The organism is Ralstonia sp. UNC404CL21Col, from assembly GCF_000620465.1.
Classification (GTDB): Bacteria; Pseudomonadota; Gammaproteobacteria; order Burkholderiales; family Burkholderiaceae; genus Ralstonia; species Ralstonia flatus.
Genome location: NZ_JIBE01000004.1, coordinates 325,882 through 346,098, shown reverse-complemented (window position 1 = coordinate 346,098; position 20,217 = coordinate 325,882). Strand labels below are relative to the sequence as shown.

The following is a 20,217-nucleotide window of genomic DNA, read 5'->3' as shown; positions in this document are numbered from 1 at the left end:
AAGGCGGCCAGGATTGCTCCGGCCGCCTTTTTCATGAGGACTGTGCTGCAGCGTTATTGCGCCTGCGTAAAGTCCAGTGCGTTGGTCAGGTCGCCCATCGGCTTGTTGCCGTTGGAGACGAGCGCGGCGTCACGTTGCTTGATACCCGGCAGCGTCGGCAGGTCGAAGCGGTGCGTGATCAGGCGCAGGACCGAAGCCGTGTCGTACTGGGTGTGGTCAACGAAACCCTTCTTGGCGAACGGCGAGACGATGATCGCCGGGATACGCGTGCCCGGGCCCCAGCGGTCGGCCTTCGGCACCGTGGCGTGATCGTAGAAGCCACCGTTTTCGTCATACGTCACGACGATCACCATGTTCTTCCACTGCGGGCTCTTCTGCAGCTGGGCGATCACGTTGGCGATGTGCGCGTCGCCGTCGGTCACGTTGGCGTAGCCCGGGTGCTGGTTCAGATTGCCTTGCGGCTTGTAGAACGTGACGGCGGGCAGCTTGCCTGCGGCGGCGTCTTGCAGGAACGCAGCGTCGTAGTCGCGCAGGTGGGCCGCACGCTCAGCGGCGCCGGTGCTCGTGGCCGGGTCGAAGCGGCTGAAGTAGTTGAACGGCTGGTGGTGCGGCTGGAACTGGATCGAACCGCTGTAGATCACGCTGCGCGTAGCGTTCGGGGCGTCGGCGATGGCCGCGTTCCAGGCGCCGGCGTACCAGGCCCAGTCGACGCCGCGAGCGGTCAGCAGGTCGCCGATGTTGGTGGTCGACTGCTTCGGCAGGGTGGTGGCCTTGGTCGGATCGGCGTAAGCCGCGTTGCCGCTGGCCACGGCGTTGCCCGACGGCTGGTACGGCGGCTGCATCGTGTTGACGGCGTAGGAATTGCCGTTGCTGTCGACCGGCGTCAGGTTGCCGTCCTTCGTGGCGTTGCCATCGTCGCCCGCGCCTGCGTATGACGTCGGCGCGCCGGCCATCACCGAGCTTGCCGCCGGGATGAGCGTCGGGCTGCCGTCTGCATTCGTCTTGACGTTGGCGATGCTGCCCTTGGCCGGGGAGGTGGCGGCGTTCGGGTAGATCGGTGCGCACGCGCAGATCAGGTATTGGTGGTTCAGGAACGAACCACCGAACGCGCCCATGAAGAAGTTGTCTGCCAGCGTGTATTGCTTGGCGATGTTCCACATGGCCATCTTGCTGCCGTCGTAGTAGCCCATCGTCAGGCCACCCGCATCGGCAAAGGCGGCGAACTTGTCGTTCTTGCCGCCGTTGATCTGCATCTGGTTCTGATAGAAGCGGTGCCACAGGTCGCGCGTGATGACGTTCTGGCCGACCACCGTGCCCGTGCTGCCAAAGCCCGAGGCGCTGTCGATCTGGAACATCTGATTGGGCATGTTGGCGGTGGACGCCTGCGTGATCTGCACGCTTTGGCCGCCTGCGGTGACACCACCCCAGGTGGGCGGCAGCGTCGGCAGCACGGAGCCGTCGAAGTCCTTCTGCGCAACGGCAGTGCCCGTCGAAGTCGGGTTCACACCGGGGATGCCGTTGGCGCCCGGGAACAAGCCGTACAGGTTGTCGAAGCCGCGGTTTTCTGCGTAGATCACCACGATGGTCTTGACGTTGTTGGTCAGCGCCATGCGCTTGGCCACGCCGTCGCGAATCGTCTTGCCGAAGTCGCCGCCGTTGGCCACGGCATCGGCGATCAGCGCGATTGCCTGCTCGATTTCAGCCTGCAGCGCGGCCTTGGTGCCGGCATCGGTTTCCTTGTTGTGGTCTTCCAGCAGCTTGTCGATCGTCACGCCCAGGCGTGCGGCGAGTGCGGTCTTGGCAGCGTTGATGTCGCCGCCGTTGCTGTCCATCAGGGCCGCCAGTTCAGTCGAGATGGCGCTGACGACGGCGTTGGCACCGGCCGGTGCGCGGAACACCAGCGGCTGCGTGATAGCCGTGCGGGCACCGGTGTCCGGGTCATTGCGGAACGCGTCCGTGCCGATTTCCACCGTGATCGCGCCTGTACCCGGCAGCGTGTACGCGCCGTTTTTGTCGGTGCGCGTGCTGGCCTCACCGGCATCGCACTTGCCATTGTTGTTGGCGTCGATACAGACCTTGGCATTCTCGAAGTAGCTGCCCGTCACCACGCCCGAGGTGGACGCGGAGGCACTGCTGTTCGAGTCACTGCCACCACAGGCAGACATGCTGGCCGCGACCAACGCGGTCAGCGGCAGAAGACGAAGCGCTCGGCTCATGATTTCCCTGGATTGTTGTGTGGGGGACGAAAGCGAGCCGGAGTCTGTGCTTCGTGTGTGACAAGTTGATGATGAAAACGCAGGCGTGGAGCGCATTTCGCTCCAGTTCAGCGCGAGTACCATCGTCAGGATGAGCAGGGGCACCACCGAACGTTTGAAGACATTTGCCACCATGGGACCTCTCCAAGGGCTGACGTGACATGCGTTTGACGACATCAAAGTGTCATGGGCGCCATGCTAAGTTGCAAGGCTCCCAAAATTTCGTCCGTCGAAAATGCCTCGTTTCCTGCCCGCTGCAACGTTTCGCATGATCGCTGTTTCGGCGCTTGCCGGGGCGGTCGTCGGGTTCAGTGGCTGCGGGCGAGGGGAGCCGGCGGCAGCCCATGCCGCGACCATGGCGGCGTCTGCACCGGCCGCTGCGGCGCCGGCAGCGGCACCCGCAGCAGCAACGGCCGGCAAGCCAGCGGCGGCACCGGCCTACGAGAAAGCCTTCTACACGATGATGGCAACGCGCCGCCCGTCGGTGCCCGGGATGACGGCGCTGGGCAAGGCGTTGTTCTTCGATCCGGCCCTGTCGGCCTCGGGCAAGCAGGCCTGCGCGAGCTGCCATAGCCCCACGCACGCCTATGGCCCGCCGAACGATCTGTCGGTGCAGCTTGGTGGCACGGGCATGAACAAAACGGGCGTGCGTGCCGCGCCGTCATTGCGCTATCTCCAGAACGTTCCTGCATTCACCGAGCATTTCTACGAGAACGACGGCAACGACTCGGAAGACCAAGGCCCGACTGGCGGCTACACCTGGGACGGCCGTGTGTCGTCCACGCACGACCAGGCGCGCATCCCGCTGCTGTCGGGGCACGAGATGGCCAATGGCACGCAGGCCGCCGTGGTGGCCAAGCTGCGCAATGGCCGCCACGCGCAGACGTTCCGCCAGGTATTCGGCAACGACATCCTCGACAACGAAGACACGGCCTTCCGCGCGGCGCTGATGGCGCTCGAAGTCTTCCAGCAAACGCCCGCCGAGTTCTATCCGTACGACAGCAAGTACGACGCGTTTTTGCGCAAGCAGGTGAAGCTGTCGCCGCAGGAGATGCGCGGCCTGCAGGTGTTCGCCGATCCCGCCAAGGGCAACTGCGCCTCGTGCCACGTGAGCGCCATCAAGCAGGACGGCGCGTTCCCGGCCTTTACCGATTTTGGCCATATTGCCGTGGGCGTTCCACGCAACCGCACGCTGGCCGCCAATGCGGATCCGACGTTCTTCGACCTCGGCCTGTGCGGCCCGGACCGGACCGATCTGAAAGACCGCGCCGACTATTGCGGCCGCTTCCGCACGCCTTCGCTGCGCAACGTGGCACTGCGCAAGACGTTCTTCCACAACGGTGCCATCCATTCGCTGGAAGATGCGGTGCGCTTCTACGCCCAGCGCGACACGCAGCCGCAGAAGTGGTACCCGCGCAAGGCCGACGGCACGGTCGACAAGTTCGACGATCTGCCCGCCCAATACCGCGCCAACGTCAACATGGAGCCGCCGTTCGGGGGCAAGCCCGGCGACAGGCCGGTGCTGTCCGAGGCCGACGTGCGCGACATCGTTGCCTTCCTCAAGACGCTCACCGACGGCTACCGCCCCGTGCGGACAACGCAATCCGGCGCCCAAGGCGGCAGCCGCGTTGCGCAGCGCTAAGCGTCCGCAGCGGCCCCGTGCGGCCCGTTTGTTGCAACACCTTGCGGGGGATTCGCGCAAGGCCGCGCGTGCGCTGCGGTTATCATCGGCGGATCGTCTTTCTGCTGTCTTCTACTTCCCGCTATGACCTGGCTTGCTGACCCGTCCATCTGGATCGGCCTGTTTACCCTGGTGGTGCTCGAGATCGTTCTCGGCATCGACAACCTTGTTTTCATCGCCATCCTGGTCAACAAGCTGCCGCCAGCGCTGCGCGACCGTGCCCGGATGATCGGTCTGGGCCTGGCGTTGCTGATGCGCATGGTGCTGCTGGCCGCCATGTCGTGGCTGATCGGGCTGACCAAGCCGTTGCTCACGCTGGGGCCGGTCGACCTGTCGGGCCGATCGATCATCCTGCTGCTGGGTGGTTTCTTCCTGCTGTTCAAGGCCACGTCGGAGCTGCACGAGCGTCTGGACGGCCAGCCGCAGGACGAAAGCCACGGCAGCGGTCACGGCAAGTTCTGGAACGTGATCGCGCAGGTGGTGATTCTCGATGCGGTGTTTTCCATCGACTCTGTCATCACCGCCGTGGGCATGGTCAACGACCTGCCGGTGATGATGGCGGCCGTGGTGATCGCCATGGGCGCCATGCTGTTTGCCTCGCGCCCGCTGACGGAGTTCGTCAACGCGCATCGCACGGTGGTGGTGCTGTGCCTGAGCTTCCTGCTGATGATCGGCTTTTCGCTCGTTGCGGAGGGCCTGGGCTTTCATATTCCGAAGGGCTATCTGTACGCCGCCATCGGCTTCTCGATCCTGATCGAGTTCTTCAACCAGGTGGCCCAGCGCAATACCGTACGTTACGAGCGCCGCCGCCCGCTGCGCGAGCGCACCGCCGATGCCGTGCTGAGCCTCCTGGGCGAGCGTCGCGGCGCGCCGGCGGAGTCCGAATCGCACGAGGCGGTTTCGCACGAGGCCGGCCAGCCCGTGCCCGAGGCTGTGTTCCGCCCGGAAGAGCGCAGCATGGTCAGCGGCGTGCTCGACCTGGCCGAGCGTTCGGTGCGCTCGATCATGACGCCGCGCCACGATATCTCGTGGGTGGATCTGGACGCCGACGCGGCCGTCACGCGCAAGCTGCTGCTGGCCGTGCCGCACAACCAGTTTCCCGTATGCCGCGGCGGGCTGGACGACCTGGTGGGCGTGGCCCGCGCCAAAGACCTGATGGGCGATCTCGACACGCGCGGCGCCATCGACGTAGACCGCAGCGTCAAGCCCGCGCTCAAGGTGTCGGACAACATCGGCATCCTGCGCCTGATGGATCAGCTCAAGCGTGCGCGCGGGCGCATGCTGGTGGTGACGGATCCGCTGGACGTGGTGCAGGGCGTGGTGACACCCATCGACGTGCTCGAAGCCATTGCGGGTGAATTCCCCGATGAAGACGAACGCCCCGGCGTGGTGGAAGTCAGCGATGGCTGCTGGGAGGTCGCTGGCGAGGCTGACCTGCGGCAGCTCGAAGATGTGCTGCACGTCGACTGGCTGCTCGACGAAGGCGGCGGCGCCACGAGCCTGGGCGGTTATCTCTTCAACCAGTGGGACCGCCTGCCCGAAGTGGGGGACACGCTGGTGCGCCACGACCTGCGTTTCCAGATTCTCGAAGCCGCCAGCCGCCGCATCGTGCGTGTGCGCATCGAGCGCATGGAAGACGTGACGGCACCCGAGGCGGAAGCCTAAGCCTAGGACGTCGTCGATGTGGCCGGCCTGGGCGCGCGCGCCAGACCCAGGCTCAGCACACCCGCCAGCACGCACGCAATGCCGCCGATCTGGCGCGTGCTGACGGTCTCGCCGAGCAGCGCGGCGGCAAACACCACGGCTGCCACAGGCGCTAGCGCGGTGAACAACGATGCTTCCGCACCGCTCACGCGCGCGGCCCCGGCGTACCACAGCACGAAACCGCCCACTGTCGGCACGATGGCGTAGTACGCCACCGCCATCAGCGCGTGCGTTGTCTGCGCCGATGCATGCAACTGCCACGGCGCTTCCCACAGCGCGGGCGCCAGCGCCGTCAGCAAACCGAACGCACTCATCAATGCCGACAGGGCCAGCGGCGGTACCGGCGTGCGCAGCCGCTTGTTGAGCAGGATGAAGAGCCCCTCGCACACCACGGCACCCATCACCAGCAGGTTGCCGAGCAGCGGATGTGCCGCGTCGCCGCGCGGTTGCAGGGCGATGGTCAGCACGCCGGCGGTGGCCAGCCCAATCGCCCCCAGCACCGCGCGGCCGGGCCGTTCGCCCAGCAGCACGATTGCAATGAGCGCCGACATGACCGGCAGCGTCCCGATGATGACGCCCGCGTCTGCGGCAGACGTGTGCCGCAGGCCCGAAATGAGCGGCGTCGTATAGCCCACGCTGCCGGCGGCCGCCTGCAGGAAGAGCAGCACCCAGTCGCGGCGTGCAAGCACGGGCCAGCGCGAACGGGTCATGCGCATGATGACGAGGAACATCGGCAGTGCCATCGCAAAGCGCAGCGCCGTCGCCGTAAAGGGCGGCAAGCCCGCCGCGATGATCTTGCTGGCCGCTACGGTGCTGCCCACCAGCACCATCGCGAGGGCAAGGTAGAGGCAACCTTCAAGTCGTCCGGACAGTTTTGGCATATCGCATCCTGCAAGTGTGGAAACCGCAGGATGGGCGCACGCGATGCGCGCGTCTTGAACGAAATTGCAGCGAGGCTGGAAAGACCCGCCTAGCGCGCCGCCGCCACCATGCCCGGCGATACGCCGTACTTGCGCACGAACTGCCGCGTCATGTGGCTTTGATCGGCAAAGCCGCAAGCGGCCGCCACGTCCGCCAACGGCTCGCCTTGGGCGATCAGCCGACGCGCCAGGGCCACGCGACGCTGCACCTGATAGGCGTGGGGCGTGAGGCCCGTGACGCGGGCAAAGCCGCGCAATACCTGGAAGCGGCTCAGGCCGGTCTCGCGCGCGAGGTCGAGCAGGGAGATGGCCGCGGCCGGGTCATCGTCGATGCGCGTGCGGGCAAGCCGGATGGCATCGGGGGCTGCGTCGCCGTGTTTGCCGGTCGCCCGGTTTGCGGGATGCAGCGCGTCCGCCAGTACGGACAGCAGCAACTGCTCGCGCAGCAGGGCGTCGTTTCGGGCGGCGGGCATCGTCATCTGCGCAAAGAGCAGGCGCACGCGCGGTGCGAGAGTGGCGTCGCGGATGACAGGGCGGTCAAACTCGGCGTCGCCGTAGTGGCCGGGGTGCAGGTCCGTCGCCATGTCGGCGACCACGCCGGGGTCAAGGTAAAGCATTCGCCACGCGCGCCCGCCATCACCGATGGGTGTGCCATCGTGCACTTCAAGCGGATTGACGGTGATGACGTCGCCCGCGCCGGCTTCCACGGTGCCGCGTCCGCTGAACGACTTCTGCGCCCCGCGATCGACGATGCCGATGCCGAACTGGCCGTGCGTGTGACGCGGAAAAGCGTGGCCGGAATCGGCGGCGACGGCTTCCACGCCGCGCATGGCGCAGCGGTGCATCGAAAACGCGAGATTGGCCGGCCGGTTGGACAAGGGCGGTTCCTTGTGAGGGAATGCGCGAATCTGTGCTCTGTGGAGGTGCAGCGTGGCAGCAGCATACGCTTTCTTCGCATTTCGCTCATTTTTTGCGCACGGGCGGTTGGTATGCTGCGGTTTTCTGCGGCAATGCGCCCGGTAAGATGGCGCCGTGCCTGCCGCTGGCCAGGCCGGGAGCCGCGCCCGCCGGCGGCGCCCCGCAGCCCTGACTGATCCATGCGCCCGTCTTTCGGTATCACCTCCAAGCTGTTCGTTGCGTTGTTCATGCTGAGCATCGTCGTTGCGCTCGCCATGGGCGCGGCGGTGCGTTGGCGGTTCGACGCCAACTTTCTCGACTACGTGAACGCACGCGAGGCTGAGCGCATGGCCTCGCTCGCGCAAGGCGTGGAGGCCGCCTACGCGCAGCACGGCAGCTGGGATTTCCTGCGCGACGATCGCATGGCGTGGTTCCGCCTGCTGCGCCGCGAAGGCGCGCGGGCACGCGCCAACGGCATGGGCGGGGACCGCTTCGACCTGCCGCCAGGCCATCGCTTCGATCCGCTCCCGCCCGGCATGGACAAAGACGCGCCGCCGCCGCCCGGGCCGCCCACTGCAGGCCGCATGCCGCCGCACCCGCCCGGCGAGCCGCCGACCCCACACTCGCCGATCTGGCTGCTTGATGCCCAGCGCAACGTCATCATTGGCGACGGGCCGCCGCTGGGCCCCAATGCGCGTTGGCAGGAACTGCACCACAACGGCCAGACCGTCGGCTGGCTGGCCATGCCGCCGCGCGTGCGCGTGCCCGAAGGCGCCGACCAGGCCTTCCAGGCGCAGCAGCTGCGCGCTACGTGGATCATCGCCGGGCTGTCGGTCCTGCTGGCGGCGCTGGTGGCGGTGCTGCTCGCACGCGGTCTGCTGGCCCCGATGCGTCGCCTGACGGATGCCGCGCGCCGCATGGCCGACGGCGACTACGCCACCCGCGTCGACGTCCATTCGCGCGATGAACTCGGCGAGCTGGCGGCGGATTTCAACCACCTTGCCGCGTCGCTGGAGGCCAACCAGAAGATGCGTCGTCAGCTCACGGCCGATATCTCGCATGAACTGCGCACACCGCTGGCCGTGCTGCGGGGCGAACTCGAAGCGCTGGAAGATGGCGTGCGCCCGTTGACCGCTACGTCGCTCGCGTCATTGCAGGCCGAGGTGTCGACGCTCAGCAAGCTCATCGACGACTTGTATGAACTTTCGCTGGCCGATGTGGGTGCGCTCGCCTTTCACATGGAGCCGCTCGACCTGGCCGACACCGTGTGCAGCGCCGTGCAAGGCTTCACGCCGCGCCTGATGGAAAAGTGCATCGCGCTGCAGCTGGACGTGCCGGCCGCGCCGTCGCATGCCACGATGGTCAATGGCGACCCGCAGCGCCTGCGGCAGGTCATGCAGAACCTGCTGGAAAACACGCTGCGCTATACCGACGCGGGCGGCACGCTGCGCGTGCATGTCCATCAGGAGGGCGGCTGGCAGCAGATCGACGTGCAGGACAGCGCGCCGGGCGTGCCCGACGCAATGCTGCCGCGCATCTTCGACCGACTGTTCCGTGTGGATGCGTCTCGCAGCCGGGCGCAGGGCGGGGCCGGCCTGGGCCTGAGCCTGTGCCAGACGATCGTCGCCGCGCATGGCGGCACCATTGAAGCCAGACATTCGCCGTTGGGCGGGCTGTGGATCGCCATTCGCCTGCCTGTTCTTGATGTGCTTGATCCGCTAGCCGACCATGATTCTGATCATTGAAGACGAACCCAAGCTGGCTGCATTGATGACCGACTATCTGCGCGCCGCTCACTACGAGACCGAGTGGCTGGCAGATGGTACGCACGCGACGCAGCGCGTTCGCGAGACGGCGCCCGAACTCGTGCTGCTCGACCTGATGCTGCCCGGCAAGGACGGCCTGGAAATCTGCCGGGAGGTGCGTGCCTTCAGCGAGGTGCCCATCGTCATGGTGACGGCGCGCGTGGAAGAAATCGATCGCCTGCTCGGACTCGAACTGGGTGCCGACGACTACGTCTGCAAGCCCTTCAGCCCGCGCGAACTCGTGGCGCGCATCAAGACCATCCTGCGCCGTGTGCAGCGCGGCGGCGGCGTGCCGGAAAGCGCGTTGCAGATCGACAGTGCCGCCTATGCCGCAACGCTGCGCGGGCAGCGCCTTGACCTCACACCGGTGGAGTTCCGCCTGCTGGCGGCGCTGGCCGCTGCGCCGGGGCGGATCCTGTCGCGCTCCAACCTGCTCGAGCAGATCTACGACGACCACCGCATCGTGACCGACCGCACCGTCGATACCCACATCAAGAACCTGCGCCGCAAGATGGAGCAGGTGAGCCCGGGCACCGACCTGATCCATTCCGTCTATGGCGTGGGTTACCGGCTCGACGCCTGAGGTTCAAGAAAACTCCACGGTTCGCCCACTTTTCATGCAGGGTCGGTGGCTACAGTAAGCGTATGGCCGGCGTGTCCGGCCGACGTTCTTACCAGGAGCTTCTTCATGACCGCTGTGATTTCCCGCCGCCTGGCCGCTGTTGCTGCCGGGCTCGTTCTTTCATGTGCCGCGATGGCCCAGACTGCTGCACCGGGCGCGGCTCCGCTCTCACCGATGCCGCCGCATGACGCCGGCATGATGGGGCCCGGCCCTGCATTCGGACCGGGCGGCCCAGGCGGCCCAGGCCACCCCCGGGGCATGGGGCCGCATCATGGCGGCGCGCCTTTCCTGCGCGGGCTGGCCCTGAGCGAAGAGCAGCGCGACAAGATCTTTGCCATCGAATATGCGCAGATGCCGGAAGCGCGCGAGCAGCGTAAGGCCATCGAGCACGCCCGGCGCGAGCTGCATCAGATGGTGGCTGCCGGCCAGTATGACGAAGCGCGTGCCCGCAGCCTGACCGAATCGCTCGGCCGCGCCGTGGCCCGTGAAGCGCAACTGCGTGCGCAGGCCGGTGCCAAGGTCATGCAGGTGCTCACGCCTGAACAGCGCAAGCAGATCGCCGATCGCGAGGCCCAGCGTGTGGCCGGGCTCCCGCCGGAGCAGGACGAAGGTGCGCCGATGCCGGGGCTGGCGGCGATGTAGCGTGAGGCGCGATCGGCGATCGGCGATCTGCGAGCTGCCCTGGAATCGGTTCACGGTCGGCAAGCGGCCCGTGACCGGATTCCTAGCGGTAAACCACCACCGGCACGTGCGCGTAGGTCAGAACCTTGCGCGTCTCGTTGCCAATCAGCAGTCGGCCCATCAGGCTGCGGTGCCCGTGCGATGCCATGAAGATGACGTCGCACGCGTGCCGCTTGGCCGCGTCAAGAATGCCCAGGTAAGGCTCGGAAAACTGCGAGACATCGCTGTCGAACTGCACGCCTTCTTCGCGCGCCCGCTCGGCAATGCGCTCGATGCAGTCCTTGGCATGGCCCTGCACCGTTTCCATGTAGTGCGCATGCGGACACTCGCCCACACCGGCGGAATACGCCATGTTGGGGAACTCTTCAATGCACGTGTAGGCGGTCAGGCGGCAACCGGTGGCGCGCGCCAGCTTCAGCGCGCCGTCGATGGCCTTGCGGCACTGCTCGGAGCCGTCGGTCGGCAGGAGGATATGGGTGAACATGGCGGTCTCCATGGGGAACCCGCCTCCACGTTACTGCGCCGGCCCATGCGCCTCTATCGTGGAAAACGCTAGTGCAGCACAGCATTTCGGCCGATATGACGGCCCTACGATGGCACCGTCGCGATGCACGGTCGTTCGGATATTGACGTGGCAGATTGCGGCTTACCCGCGTTGCCACGCCTGCCGGTAGCGCGACGGCGACGCGCCAAGCTGCAGCGCAAATCGCCGGCTGAAATGGCTCGGACTGGCAAAGCCGCATTGCTCTGCAATCGCTGCCAGCGCAAGGCCGGTCGTGCGCAGCAGCGTTTGCGCGCGCGCCATGCGCTGCTGCAGCACCCATTCATGCGGCGCCACCCCGAACGACATGCGAAACATCCGCGCGAAATGGAATTCCGACAGGTTTGCTTCGGCCGCGAGTTGTCCGAGCGACAGGGGCAGATGCAGTTCGGCATCGATGCGCGCGGCAATGCGCCGGCACACGTGCGGCGCCAACCCGCCGCGCACGGCCAGCGCCCGCGTGCGGCCCTGCGTCTGCACCAGATACGACAGCGTGTCGTTGGCCAGCGCGTTGGCGCGCATGCGGTCGTCCAGGTCGGCCCAATCGAGCTGAGCGATGTTCGCGCAGGCTTGGGCGAGAAGCGCGTCTTCGATAAAGGTGCGGTCGTGCAGCGTGAACAGACGGGGCTCTGCGTCGAGCAGACGCACGGCGTGCCCGGCCAACGCGTCCGGCGTGAAATACAGATGAACGAAACGCATCGGCTGCTCGATCACCCAGCTCGACTGGTGTTCGGCCGGCAGCATGCAGACGCGCCCCGGCGCACCGAACAGGTGCGGTAGATCCTGGCGGTGCGTGGTGTACCCGCCCTGCAGATAGACCGAAAGCGTGTGGTGCTCGGGCTGGATGTAGCGCGCCTCGTCGTGCTCGTTGCGCCAGATGGCGGCGGTCACGCCATCGCCCAGATGCGCGACGCGCTCCAGCGACGCGTGCGAGCCGCGTGCAAGCGTGCCGAAGACGCTCGCGTCTGCAGTGACGCGAGGATCAGTTGGTTGGGTCGATGGGGAAGAGGGAGCGCGGCGCACGCGTCGATGTTACCAACGATGGCACCGCGATGCGACGCAGCGCCTCGGAGCGCCTCGGAGCGCTATCCGCTGCAGAGCTGACGCGCGACTTCGCCCGCCAGGCCGACGCCATCCACGCGTTGCCAGCCGGCGTCGTTGGCGATCTGTCTTTCGCTGACGGTCAGCGCGCCCTGATACAGCTTGGCCTGCGAAACCGAAAACTGCCGGCTGCGGCAATCGACGGTGTACAAGAAATCGGCCATGTCGCCACGAAACGCGCCAAACATGCGCTGCAGCGAACGCATGCCCGCGCGGTTCGACGCTTCCACGCGCACCCACGCGCTGACCGGGCCGCTGGGCATGCGCTGGATGCTGCCGACGTCGAGCGACGCGTGGCTGTCCGGCTGGTCGGGCAGCGGGACCCAGCGTTCGGCGCCGGCCACCGGCATGGACAGCGCTGCCAGCGCCGCCAGCATGCCGGCCATGACGCGGCGCGCGAACACGAACGGTGTCATCTGGCCTTGCCGCCCGGTACGGGAATGGCCACCGAGTCGGAATGGCTGCAGGCCATCATCACGCCAGCTTTGTCGACGTCGATCATCACGGTGCCGGGCTTGTCGGCCGTGCTGGGTGTGGCGGCCAGGCTGCCCGACAGGCGCTGCATGATCGCGTGACAGGTCGGGGCGTTGGAAGCCACCGTGGTGGCCTTGGCCGGCTTGGCGGCCGGAATGGGCGTGGGTGCCGCCACGGCAACCGGTGGCCGGCTGGAAGCAGTCGCCGGCGCTGGCGTCGTGGAAGCGTGCGCGCGCGGCAGCGCGACGAGCGCGGCCAGGACGCTCACGGCAATCAGCAACCGTGTCGTGCGCCGCGAAAGCGGTCGAGTGGGGGGAGACAGAGATGGCATGACAGTCCAGACGCGGGCATCCAAATTGCGCCTGCAACGTCACGGGACAGGCGCGCTCTTTCGACCAATAACGGCACGCCGCGTCCGAACTTGACGCGGCAATCTGCCTCACAGGTCACTCAAGCGTGATTTGATGCGCACAGAATGCTTCATGTGACCGACATAATCGCGGCGCCCGGAACATTCTTATCAATGTAGCGACCAACAATATGCCGGGGAGATTTTTCCGGCGTCGCCGGTATCGTGAAACGGGCTGCACATCAGGCTCGCGCATGCAGGCGATGGAAGCAGACGGGACAAGCAGCAGTGGGGTTCGTGCAGTGCCAAAAACAAATGGGTCGGCGGAAATGAAAATGGGATGGAATACCCGGTCTTTTCCGCCCTTTGTTTTTCCGAGGGGGCCACTATGATTTACAACATGGCGATGCAACGCGTTACTGCGTCGATTGCCCCATGGGTCGGTTCTCCTCTCTGGAACAGATCGACACGGTCCAGAGATTTCAACCCGCGCCTCGTCAACTGAGCGCGGGTTTTTTCTTGGGCCGTGCAAACGTAGGGCGGCCACCACATGCGCGGCAGGGGTATCGCAGGCAACACCCTTCAGTTTTCCAGCAGCGCGCCGTTGTGGTTAGGGTCGAGACACGTGTAGTCTCGCGACTCGCTTTCCCATTGCCGTCGCTGTTGCCGTTATCGCTCACGCCATCGCATTGTCCATGACCCAGTTCCTTCCGGCCCAGGCCGGAGCCTCTCCTGCAGACGTTGCGCCCAGCCCCGAGGCCGCGCAACGTCCGGTGGCGGTCATGGCCGGGGCGATGGCCGACGTGCGCAATACCGATTTCGATGCGCTGTCTCGGCTGTCATCCGACGCGGTCCTGCTGACCGTGGATGGGCGCGTGGTGCGGGCCAACCCCGCCGCTGCGCGCTTGCTGGGCGCCCAGGACCCCACGCAGCTGGCAGGCCTGCAACTCGCCGGCCTGATTCATCCCGACGACGTGGCCCAGACGGTGCCGCGCCTGGCCGGTATGGTCAGCAGCGGCGTATCTTCTCAGCCCGTCGAGCACCGTCTCGTGCGCGCCGACTACACGCATGTTCTGGTTGCCAGCGAAGCCGCCGCGTGCGAGCACGAGGGCCAGCCCGCCGTCATGCTCGTGCTGCGTGAAGCCGTGTCGCGCCATGCGTTGGAGCGACACGCCGTTCAGGCCCGCGCCGAGGCGCTGCATGCGCGCCGCCTGCTCGCTTCGGAGAATGCCGTGCTTGCGCAACTTGCCTCCAATGCGACGCTGTCGACCGTGCTGCGCCACCTGTGCCTGTACGTCGAGCAGGTCTATCCGAATGCCATGTCGGCGGTGCTGTTGCTGGATGCCGCCTCCCAGACGCTGCGCGTGGCCGCCGCCCCCACGCTGCCCGCGGCCTACGCCGCCACACTGGAAAACAATCCTGTCGGCCCCGACGCCGGTGCGTGCGGTTGCGCCGTGTACCTGGGCGATACCGTCCTCATCGACAACATTGCGACCGACCCGCGCTGGCAGCATGAGCGCACGGCAGCATTGTCGGCCGGCTTTGCTTCCGCCTGGGCGTTGCCGATCCGTTCATCGCGCGGGGACAAGCTTGGCGTGCTCGCGTTGTTCTATCGACAGCCGTGCATGCCCGTGGAAGAAGAACAGCATTTCCTTGACGACGTCACGCACCTGGCGGGCGTTGCCATCCAGAAAGACAACGTCGAACGCGGCCTGGCCGAAAGCGAAGAGCGCTATCGCCTGGCGATTTCGAACCTGCACGAAGGCGTCGTCATCATGTCGCCGGACGGTGTGGTGCAGGCGGCCAACGCCAGCGCCGAGCGCATCCTGCGTGTGCGTCCCGGGCAACTGGTCGGCCGCAACCGGCTCGACCCGATTCAACGCGTGGTCGATGAAGACGGCAAGGAAGTCGGCCTGACCATGATGCCGTCCGCTCACGTGCTGCGCACCGGCGAGCCCATCTTCGGCCGCGTGTATGGGCTGTTGCTCAAGACGGGCGAACTGATGTGGGTGCGGCAGAACATCATTCCCATCCGTCGTCACGCCGAGCCGACGCCCAGCAGCGTGATGCTGTCGTTTGCCGATATCACCGACATCAAGCGCGCCGAGCAGCGCCTGCGCCATCTGGCCGCGCACGACGCGCTCACGGGGCTGACCAACCGCAGCTTCTTCATCTCGCACCTCGAAAGCGCCATTGAAGGCGCGCGTGACGAGAGCCGCGAACTGGCGCTGTTCTTCCTCGACCTGGATCGCTTCAAGAGCGTAAACGACACGGCGGGCCATGCCTGCGGCGACACGCTGCTGCAAAGCGCCGCCGCGCGCCTGACCGATTGCATCGGCCCCGGCGACGTGATCGCGCGTCTGGGCGGCGACGAGTTCGTCATCCTCATCGACCAGCGTGTCGAGGGAAAGCGCATTGCGCTGCTGGCCGAACGTTTGCTGCAGGCCATGCGCGAGCCGTTCGATACCGTCAACGGGCGGTATTACCTGGGCGTGTCGATTGGCGTGGCGCTGTATCCGCACGACGGCATCTCGGGTTCCGACCTGCTGCGTTCGGCCGATGCCGCCATGTACCGCGCCAAGCAGAACGGCCGCAACCGCGCGCAGTTCTACACGGCTGAACTGAACGCCCGCCTGCAACGCCGCTACATGCTGGAAAACGCGCTGCGCGACGCGCGCGAGAACAACGAGCTGCAGCTCGTCTATCAGCCCAAATACGACCTCGCCAGCCATCGCATCGTCGGCGCCGAGGCGCTGCTGCGCTGGAACAGCGCCAAGCTCGGGGCGATCTCGCCAGTGGAGTTCATCCCGGTGGCGGAAGAGACCGGTCTGATTGTGCCGATTGGCGCATGGGTCCTGCGCCGTGCCTGCGAGCAGGCCGTGATCTGGTACGAGGCGCTTGGCTACGACTTCCGCATGGCGGTCAACCTGTCGGCGCGCCAGTTCCAGGCCGGCGACGTGGTGCCCATGATCGAGCAGACGCTGGCCGACACCGGCCTGCCGCCCACCGCGCTCGAAGTCGAAATTACCGAAAGCCTGCTGATGGGCGGTGCGGACGAAGTGCGCCCCATGTTCGATGCGCTCACCGCGCAGGGCATCCGGATCTCCATCGACGATTTCGGCACCGGCTATTCGTCGCTGTCGTATCTGCAGCGCTTCCCGATCAGCAACGTGAAGATCGACCGCTCGTTCATCACCGGCATTCCGGGCGATCCGGATTCTGTGGCGCTGACGGAGGCCATCGTCGCCATGGCCCGCGCCCTTGGCATGACGGTCACCGCCGAAGGCGTGGAAGACGCCGACCAGGTGGAGTTTCTTGCCAAGGCGGGCTGCCAGGAAATCCAGGGTTACTACATCGGCAAGCCGGTCACGGCCGAAGGTTTCGACCGCTTGCTGCGGGCGCACCTGTCGGTGGTGGATGCCGGCGTGCGCGCCGCGCTGGGCTGACGGTCCGGCCGGAAACGCGCCTTTTCCACCGTTCATACCGGCGTTTCTGCCGTTCGTCGCAATCCGCTCCCGCGTGCGGGGGCCGGCACCTAAGCTGGCGTCATTCCAACAGGGAGACCGCCATGCTCGAGTCGATTACCTCCATCGTGTCGCATACGCCCGCCTGGGTGTTCGTGGTGTTTGCCGTGCTGATCGGCATCGGGGTGCGTCAGATGCAGTCGCGCATCGTGTCGCGCCGCCGCCTGATCGTGCTGCCGCTCGTGGTGGCCGCGTACTCGCTCTATGGCGTGTCGATGGCGAGCCATGGCAGCGCGCTGGCACTGACGATGTGGCTGGTGGCTGTTCTGCTGGCATTCCTGCTGACGTACATGTCTCCGCCCGACGGTGCCGTGTCCGAGACTGCCGACACCGTACGCGTGCCCGGAAGCTGGGTGCCGATGGTGGTGATCGTCGGCTTGTTCTCTGCCCGCTACGCCTACAACGTGATGCTGGCGATGCACCCGGAAGTCTCGCACTCCGGCAGCTTCATGGCGCTGTTCAGCGCGCTGTTCGGCTTCCTGGGCGGTCTGCTGCTCTCGCGCTCGGTGCTGCTGCATGTGCGTACGCCGCGCCTGTCGGCGGCTTGAGCCGGCGCATCGGCGTTAACACGTTAACATCCTGCATGTTGCAATCTCCATCCAAGACGGGACAACATGCTGGAACTCGACGGCACCATCTGGCTGCGCGCCGGTGAAGACAACTGGGGCGGGCGTGGCCGGATCGAACTGCTGGCTGCCATCGGGCAGACCGGCTCCATCACGGCAGGCGCCAAAGCCGTGGGTCTTTCCTACAAGGCCGCGTGGGACGCCATCGACACCATGAACAACCTGGCCGGCGAGCCGCTGGTGGTGCGCACCACGGGCGGCAAGGGCGGTGGCGGCAGCGTGCTGACGCCGCGCGCGCAACGGCTGATCGAGAGTTTTCGCGCGCTGGAAGCCGAGCACCGCCGCTTTGTCGAGCGCCTGGATGCCGCCGCGCAAGCCGCCAGTGAAGACGTCAACCTGCTGCGCCGCCTGATGCTGCGCACGAGCGCGCGCAATACGCTGTTCGGCACGGTCGAATCGGTCGCACCGGGCGCTGTCAACGATGTGGTGACGCTGCGCCTGCCTGGCGGTCAGCCTGTCGCCGCCACCATCACGCAGGAAAGCACGCGCGTGCTTGGGCTGGCACCGGGCGTGCAGGCCGTTGCACTCGTCAAGGCGCCTGCCGTGATGCTGATGCACGGCGCCGGCGAGTGGCGCGTCTCGGCAGAGAACCAATTGCCGTGCGTGGTCACGGAAATCCGCGATGGCGCGGTGCAGGCCGAAGTGCGGCTGCGCCTGCTGGATGCGACTGCCGCGTCCGCAGGCGAGACCGTGCTGGTGGCCATGCTCTCGCGCACGGCGGTGGAAACGCTGGCACTGGCCGAAGGCGTGGAAGCCGTGGCCGTGTTTGAAGCGTCGAGCGTGATTCTGGGATTGGCCTGAAGCGCCCATGACGCCCAAGACACTGCTGATCGTCTACCACTCGATGACGGGCGGCACGCGCCAGATGGCCGAGGCCGCGCTGGCGGGCGCCGCAGAAGAGGGCGGTGTGACTGTGCGCTTGCTGCACGCCGCGCAGGCGGGTCCCGACGACGTGCTCGCCGCAGACGGCTATCTCTTCGCAACACCCGAAAACCTCGCTGCCATCAGCGGCCAGCTCAAGGATTTCTTCGATCGCTGCTATTACCCCGCGCTCGATCGCATCAACGGCCGTCCATACGCGTGCCTGATCTGCGCGGGCAGCGATGGCCAGAACGCGGTGCGTCAGATTGAACGCATTGCCACCGGCTGGCGGCTCAAGCTCGTGGCCGAGCCGATCATCGTTTGCACGCACGCGCAAACGCCGGAGGCCATCCTCGCGCCAAAACAACTTGGCGCAGATGACCTAGAGGGCTGCCGTTCCCTTGGGCAGGCCATGGCGACCGGGCTCGCGTTGGGCGTGTTCTGACGCTAGCGGTTGACCACCGCCGTCAGATGCGGATACGGCGAGAGCGGTGGCGCATCGGGCGCCCGCACGGCGTCGGCCACGACACGGCCGTCGCGCAGCTCGAATACGTGGTCGCCGAACATCTCTACATCGGCCGGGTCGTGCGTAATCATCAGCATCGGCACCTGCAGCCGCGCTTGCAGGGCAGACAGCTCGGAGCGCATGCGCGTGCGCAACGCCGGGTCCAGCGCGGCAAACGGCTCGTCGAGCAGCAGCATGGACGGCTCGGCGATCAGCGCGCGGGCAAGTGCCACACGCTGGCGCTGGCCGCCGGAAATCTGCGTCGGAAAATTGGCGGCGACGGCGCCCAGCTCGAACGTGTCGATCCACTGCTGAACCCGCGGGTCGTGCGTGCGGCGCGGCGGGTTGAACCAACCGCGCTTGAGCCCGAACGCGATGTTCTGCGCCACCGTCAGGTGATTGAAGAGCGCGTAATCCTGGAAGAGATAGCCGACGCGGCGTTCCTGCGCACTGAGGTTGATGCCGTCGGCATGGTCGAACAGCGTGCGGCCGTTCAGCACGATGCGGCCGCGCTCGGGCGTCATCAGGCCGGCAATGGCGCGCAGCGTGAGGCTCTTGCCGGCGCCCGACGGGCCGTACAGCACCACCCGCCGGCTGTCGGAGCGCACGGCAATGTCGAGCGAGAACACCCGCGCCGCGCTGGCCAGCGTTTTCTGCACGACGAGGTCGATCATGCCGCCGCTCATACCAGCTGCTCCTGAAGGTTCGGCGCGCGCCCCTGCAGCAGGCGGCTGGCCACCACCAGCACCACGATGCAGGTGAGCGAGGTGATCAGCACCAGCGTGTTGGCTGTGGCGTCATCGCCGGCCTGCACGGCTTCGTAGATGGCGACGGACAGCGTCTGCGTGCGGCCCGGCAGGTTGCCGGCAATCATCAGCGTGGCACCAAATTCGCCCAAGGCACGCGCAAAGGCCAGCAGCACGCCGGCGGCAATGCCGCGTGCAGCCAGCGGCAGCGTGACGCGAAAGAACACGGCGGTCTCGGGCAAGCCGAGCACGCGCGCCGCGTTTTCCAGTTGATGATCGACGCCTTCAAAGGCGGCGCGTGCGGACTTCATGACCAGCGGGAACGCCACAACGGTGGAGGCAATTACCGCGCCCTGCCAGGTAAAGACGAGCTGGATGCCCAGGCTGTCCAGCCATCCGCCGATCGGGCCGCGCCGGCCCAGCAGCACCAGCAGGTAATAGCCGAGCACCGTCGGCGGCAGCACCAGGGGCAGCGTCAGGACTGAATCGATGACGTCGCGCAGACGGCTGCGCGTGCGCGCGAGTGCGTACGCCGCACCGACGCCCAGCACGAGATTGAGAACCGTCGCCCAGCCGGCCACCTTGAGTGAAAGCAGCAGAGGCGTCCAGATGGAAGCAGACATGCGGATACGTTGCGAAGGTGCCGTCGGCCGGCCGGGTGATGCCCGCGAAGGGCCGGGTGACGCGTTGGGCGCCGGCGACAGATTGGGTGAGTTATCCGCAATATAGGGTTGGATATAACGCCCGGTCAATCCTGACACAGTGATGTCCGGCATGCGGCAAGGGGCATGCATGGGGCGACTTGCAGCCATTGTCAGAAGCGAGGTTCGCTGCATTGCGACATAAGCCGCGTCGATGGTGGGGCACTAAAAAGTTTTGTTGGACAACGTTGCCATCGGCTTGCAACAATGCGCCAAAACGTAGG

General features: G+C 66.5%; 18 protein-coding genes. 9 read left to right on the top strand and 9 right to left on the bottom strand.

Annotation, left to right across the window (positions count from 1 at the left end; genetic code table 11):
* Positions 1-53: 53 nt before the first annotated feature.
* Positions 54-2,216 carry an acid phosphatase gene (gene acpA, locus N511_RS0109705; protein ID WP_027679111.1) on the bottom strand — a complete coding sequence of 721 codons (2,163 nt, stop codon included), beginning with the start codon at positions 2,214-2,216 and terminating at the stop codon, positions 54-56.
* A gap of 274 nt (positions 2,217-2,490) precedes the next feature.
* Here acpA and N511_RS0109700 point away from each other — a divergent pair, with 274 nt between their 5' ends.
* Positions 2,491-3,897 carry a cytochrome-c peroxidase gene (locus tag N511_RS0109700; protein WP_027679110.1) on the top strand — a complete coding sequence of 469 codons (1,407 nt, stop codon included), beginning with the start codon at positions 2,491-2,493 and terminating at the stop codon, positions 3,895-3,897.
* 123 nt (positions 3,898-4,020) lie between these two features.
* Positions 4,021-5,601 (top strand): TerC family protein, encoded by a 1,581-nt coding sequence (locus tag N511_RS0109695; RefSeq protein ID WP_027679109.1) that lies wholly within the window; start codon positions 4,021-4,023, stop codon positions 5,599-5,601.
* A 2-nt stretch (positions 5,602-5,603) separates the two neighbouring features.
* Here N511_RS0109695 and N511_RS0109690 read toward each other — a convergent pair whose 3' ends face one another.
* Both N511_RS0109690 and N511_RS0109685 read right to left on the bottom strand, forming a co-directional pair.
* Positions 5,604-6,521 (bottom strand): DMT family transporter, encoded by a 918-nt coding sequence (locus N511_RS0109690; protein WP_081785346.1) that lies wholly within the window; start codon positions 6,519-6,521, stop codon positions 5,604-5,606.
* Between the two features lie 89 nt (positions 6,522-6,610).
* Positions 6,611-7,390 carry an AraC family transcriptional regulator gene (locus tag N511_RS0109685; protein WP_037026753.1) on the bottom strand — a complete coding sequence of 260 codons (780 nt, stop codon included), beginning with the start codon at positions 7,388-7,390 and terminating at the stop codon, positions 6,611-6,613.
* A gap of 267 nt (positions 7,391-7,657) precedes the next feature.
* Here N511_RS0109685 and N511_RS0109680 point away from each other — a divergent pair, with 267 nt between their 5' ends.
* The 3 genes from N511_RS0109680 (at position 7,658) to N511_RS0109670 (ending at position 10,526) form a co-directional block, all read left to right on the top strand.
* A complete protein-coding gene (locus N511_RS0109680; protein WP_027679106.1) occupies positions 7,658-9,202 on the top strand; it encodes an ATP-binding protein in 1,545 nt (514 codons plus the stop codon).
* Positions 9,186-9,845 carry a response regulator gene (locus tag N511_RS0109675; RefSeq protein ID WP_027679105.1) on the top strand — a complete coding sequence of 220 codons (660 nt, stop codon included), beginning with the start codon at positions 9,186-9,188 and terminating at the stop codon, positions 9,843-9,845. Before N511_RS0109680 ends, N511_RS0109675 begins: the two co-directional genes overlap by 17 nt.
* A 105-nt stretch (positions 9,846-9,950) precedes the next feature.
* On the top strand, positions 9,951-10,526 hold the full coding sequence (locus N511_RS0109670) for a Spy/CpxP family protein refolding chaperone (RefSeq protein ID WP_027679104.1): 576 nt from the start codon (positions 9,951-9,953) through the stop codon (positions 10,524-10,526).
* 82 nt (positions 10,527-10,608) lie between these two features.
* Here N511_RS0109670 and N511_RS0109665 read toward each other — a convergent pair whose 3' ends face one another.
* The 4 genes from N511_RS0109665 to N511_RS0109650 form a co-directional block, all read right to left on the bottom strand.
* Positions 10,609-11,049, bottom strand: coding sequence for a universal stress protein (locus tag N511_RS0109665; protein WP_027679103.1), 441 nt, complete (start codon positions 11,047-11,049; stop codon positions 10,609-10,611).
* 162 nt (positions 11,050-11,211) lie between these two features.
* Positions 11,212-12,129, bottom strand: coding sequence for an AraC family transcriptional regulator (locus N511_RS0109660; RefSeq protein ID WP_027679102.1), 918 nt, complete (start codon positions 12,127-12,129; stop codon positions 11,212-11,214).
* A 62-nt stretch (positions 12,130-12,191) separates the two neighbouring features.
* Positions 12,192-12,623 carry a hypothetical protein gene (locus N511_RS0109655; protein ID WP_027679101.1) on the bottom strand — a complete coding sequence of 144 codons (432 nt, stop codon included), beginning with the start codon at positions 12,621-12,623 and terminating at the stop codon, positions 12,192-12,194.
* Positions 12,620-13,012 carry a glycoprotein gene (locus N511_RS0109650; protein ID WP_027679100.1) on the bottom strand — a complete coding sequence of 131 codons (393 nt, stop codon included), beginning with the start codon at positions 13,010-13,012 and terminating at the stop codon, positions 12,620-12,622. Before N511_RS0109650 ends, N511_RS0109655 begins: the two co-directional genes overlap by 4 nt.
* 713 nt (positions 13,013-13,725) lie before the next feature.
* Between N511_RS0109650 and N511_RS0109645 the strand changes: the two genes are divergently transcribed.
* The 4 genes from N511_RS0109645 to N511_RS0109630 all read left to right on the top strand — a co-directional run bounded on the left by N511_RS0109645 (position 13,726) and on the right by N511_RS0109630 (position 18,486).
* The gene (locus N511_RS0109645; RefSeq protein WP_027679099.1) at positions 13,726-16,476 is read left to right on the top strand and encodes a sensor domain-containing protein; all 2,751 of its coding nucleotides are present in this window, start codon (positions 13,726-13,728) and stop codon (positions 16,474-16,476) included.
* Between the two features lie 122 nt (positions 16,477-16,598).
* Entirely contained in the window at positions 16,599-17,102 is a 504-nt protein-coding gene (locus tag N511_RS0109640) for a DUF6622 family protein (protein ID WP_027679098.1), read from the top strand.
* Between the two features lie 66 nt (positions 17,103-17,168).
* Positions 17,169-17,981, top strand: a complete 813-nt coding sequence (locus N511_RS0109635) for a TOBE domain-containing protein (protein WP_027679097.1) — start codon at positions 17,169-17,171, stop codon at positions 17,979-17,981.
* Positions 17,982-17,988: 7 nt separating this feature from the next.
* A complete protein-coding gene (locus N511_RS0109630; protein ID WP_027679096.1) occupies positions 17,989-18,486 on the top strand; it encodes a flavodoxin family protein in 498 nt (165 codons plus the stop codon).
* Between the two features lie 2 nt (positions 18,487-18,488).
* On the opposite strand, the gene N511_RS0109625 is transcribed toward N511_RS0109630, so the two are convergent.
* A complete protein-coding gene (locus N511_RS0109625; RefSeq protein WP_027679095.1) occupies positions 18,489-19,232 on the bottom strand; it encodes a sulfate/molybdate ABC transporter ATP-binding protein in 744 nt (247 codons plus the stop codon).
* The gene (gene modB, locus N511_RS0109620) at positions 19,229-19,915 is read right to left on the bottom strand and encodes a molybdate ABC transporter permease subunit (RefSeq protein ID WP_027679094.1); all 687 of its coding nucleotides are present in this window, start codon (positions 19,913-19,915) and stop codon (positions 19,229-19,231) included. Before modB ends, N511_RS0109625 begins: the two co-directional genes overlap by 4 nt.
* Positions 19,916-20,217: the final 302 nt, after the last annotated feature.

Coding starts and splice junctions, on each gene's coding strand:
- N511_RS0109700 (WP_027679110.1), top strand. CDS start 2,491: ATGCCTCGTTTCCTGCCCGCTGCAACGTTTCGCATGATCGCTGTTTCG.
- N511_RS0109655 (WP_027679101.1), bottom strand. CDS start 12,623: ATGACACCGTTCGTGTTCGCGCGCCGCGTCATGGCCGGCATGCTGGCG.
- N511_RS0109680 (WP_027679106.1), top strand. CDS start 7,658: ATGCGCCCGTCTTTCGGTATCACCTCCAAGCTGTTCGTTGCGTTGTTC.
- N511_RS0109690 (WP_081785346.1), bottom strand. CDS start 6,521: ATGCCAAAACTGTCCGGACGACTTGAAGGTTGCCTCTACCTTGCCCTC.
- N511_RS0109645 (WP_027679099.1), top strand. CDS start 13,726: ATGACCCAGTTCCTTCCGGCCCAGGCCGGAGCCTCTCCTGCAGACGTT.
- N511_RS0109630 (WP_027679096.1), top strand. CDS start 17,989: ATGACGCCCAAGACACTGCTGATCGTCTACCACTCGATGACGGGCGGC.
- N511_RS0109685 (WP_037026753.1), bottom strand. CDS start 7,390: ATGCGCGGCGTGGAAGCCGTCGCCGCCGATTCCGGCCACGCTTTTCCG.
- N511_RS0109640 (WP_027679098.1), top strand. CDS start 16,599: ATGCTCGAGTCGATTACCTCCATCGTGTCGCATACGCCCGCCTGGGTG.
- N511_RS0109695 (WP_027679109.1), top strand. CDS start 4,021: ATGACCTGGCTTGCTGACCCGTCCATCTGGATCGGCCTGTTTACCCTG.
- N511_RS0109670 (WP_027679104.1), top strand. CDS start 9,951: ATGACCGCTGTGATTTCCCGCCGCCTGGCCGCTGTTGCTGCCGGGCTC.
- acpA (WP_027679111.1), bottom strand. CDS start 2,216: ATGAGCCGAGCGCTTCGTCTTCTGCCGCTGACCGCGTTGGTCGCGGCC.
- N511_RS0109635 (WP_027679097.1), top strand. CDS start 17,169: ATGCTGGAACTCGACGGCACCATCTGGCTGCGCGCCGGTGAAGACAAC.
- N511_RS0109650 (WP_027679100.1), bottom strand. CDS start 13,012: ATGCCATCTCTGTCTCCCCCCACTCGACCGCTTTCGCGGCGCACGACA.
- N511_RS0109665 (WP_027679103.1), bottom strand. CDS start 11,049: ATGTTCACCCATATCCTCCTGCCGACCGACGGCTCCGAGCAGTGCCGC.
- N511_RS0109625 (WP_027679095.1), bottom strand. CDS start 19,232: ATGAGCGGCGGCATGATCGACCTCGTCGTGCAGAAAACGCTGGCCAGC.
- modB (WP_027679094.1), bottom strand. CDS start 19,915: ATGTCTGCTTCCATCTGGACGCCTCTGCTGCTTTCACTCAAGGTGGCC.
- N511_RS0109675 (WP_027679105.1), top strand. CDS start 9,186: ATGATTCTGATCATTGAAGACGAACCCAAGCTGGCTGCATTGATGACC.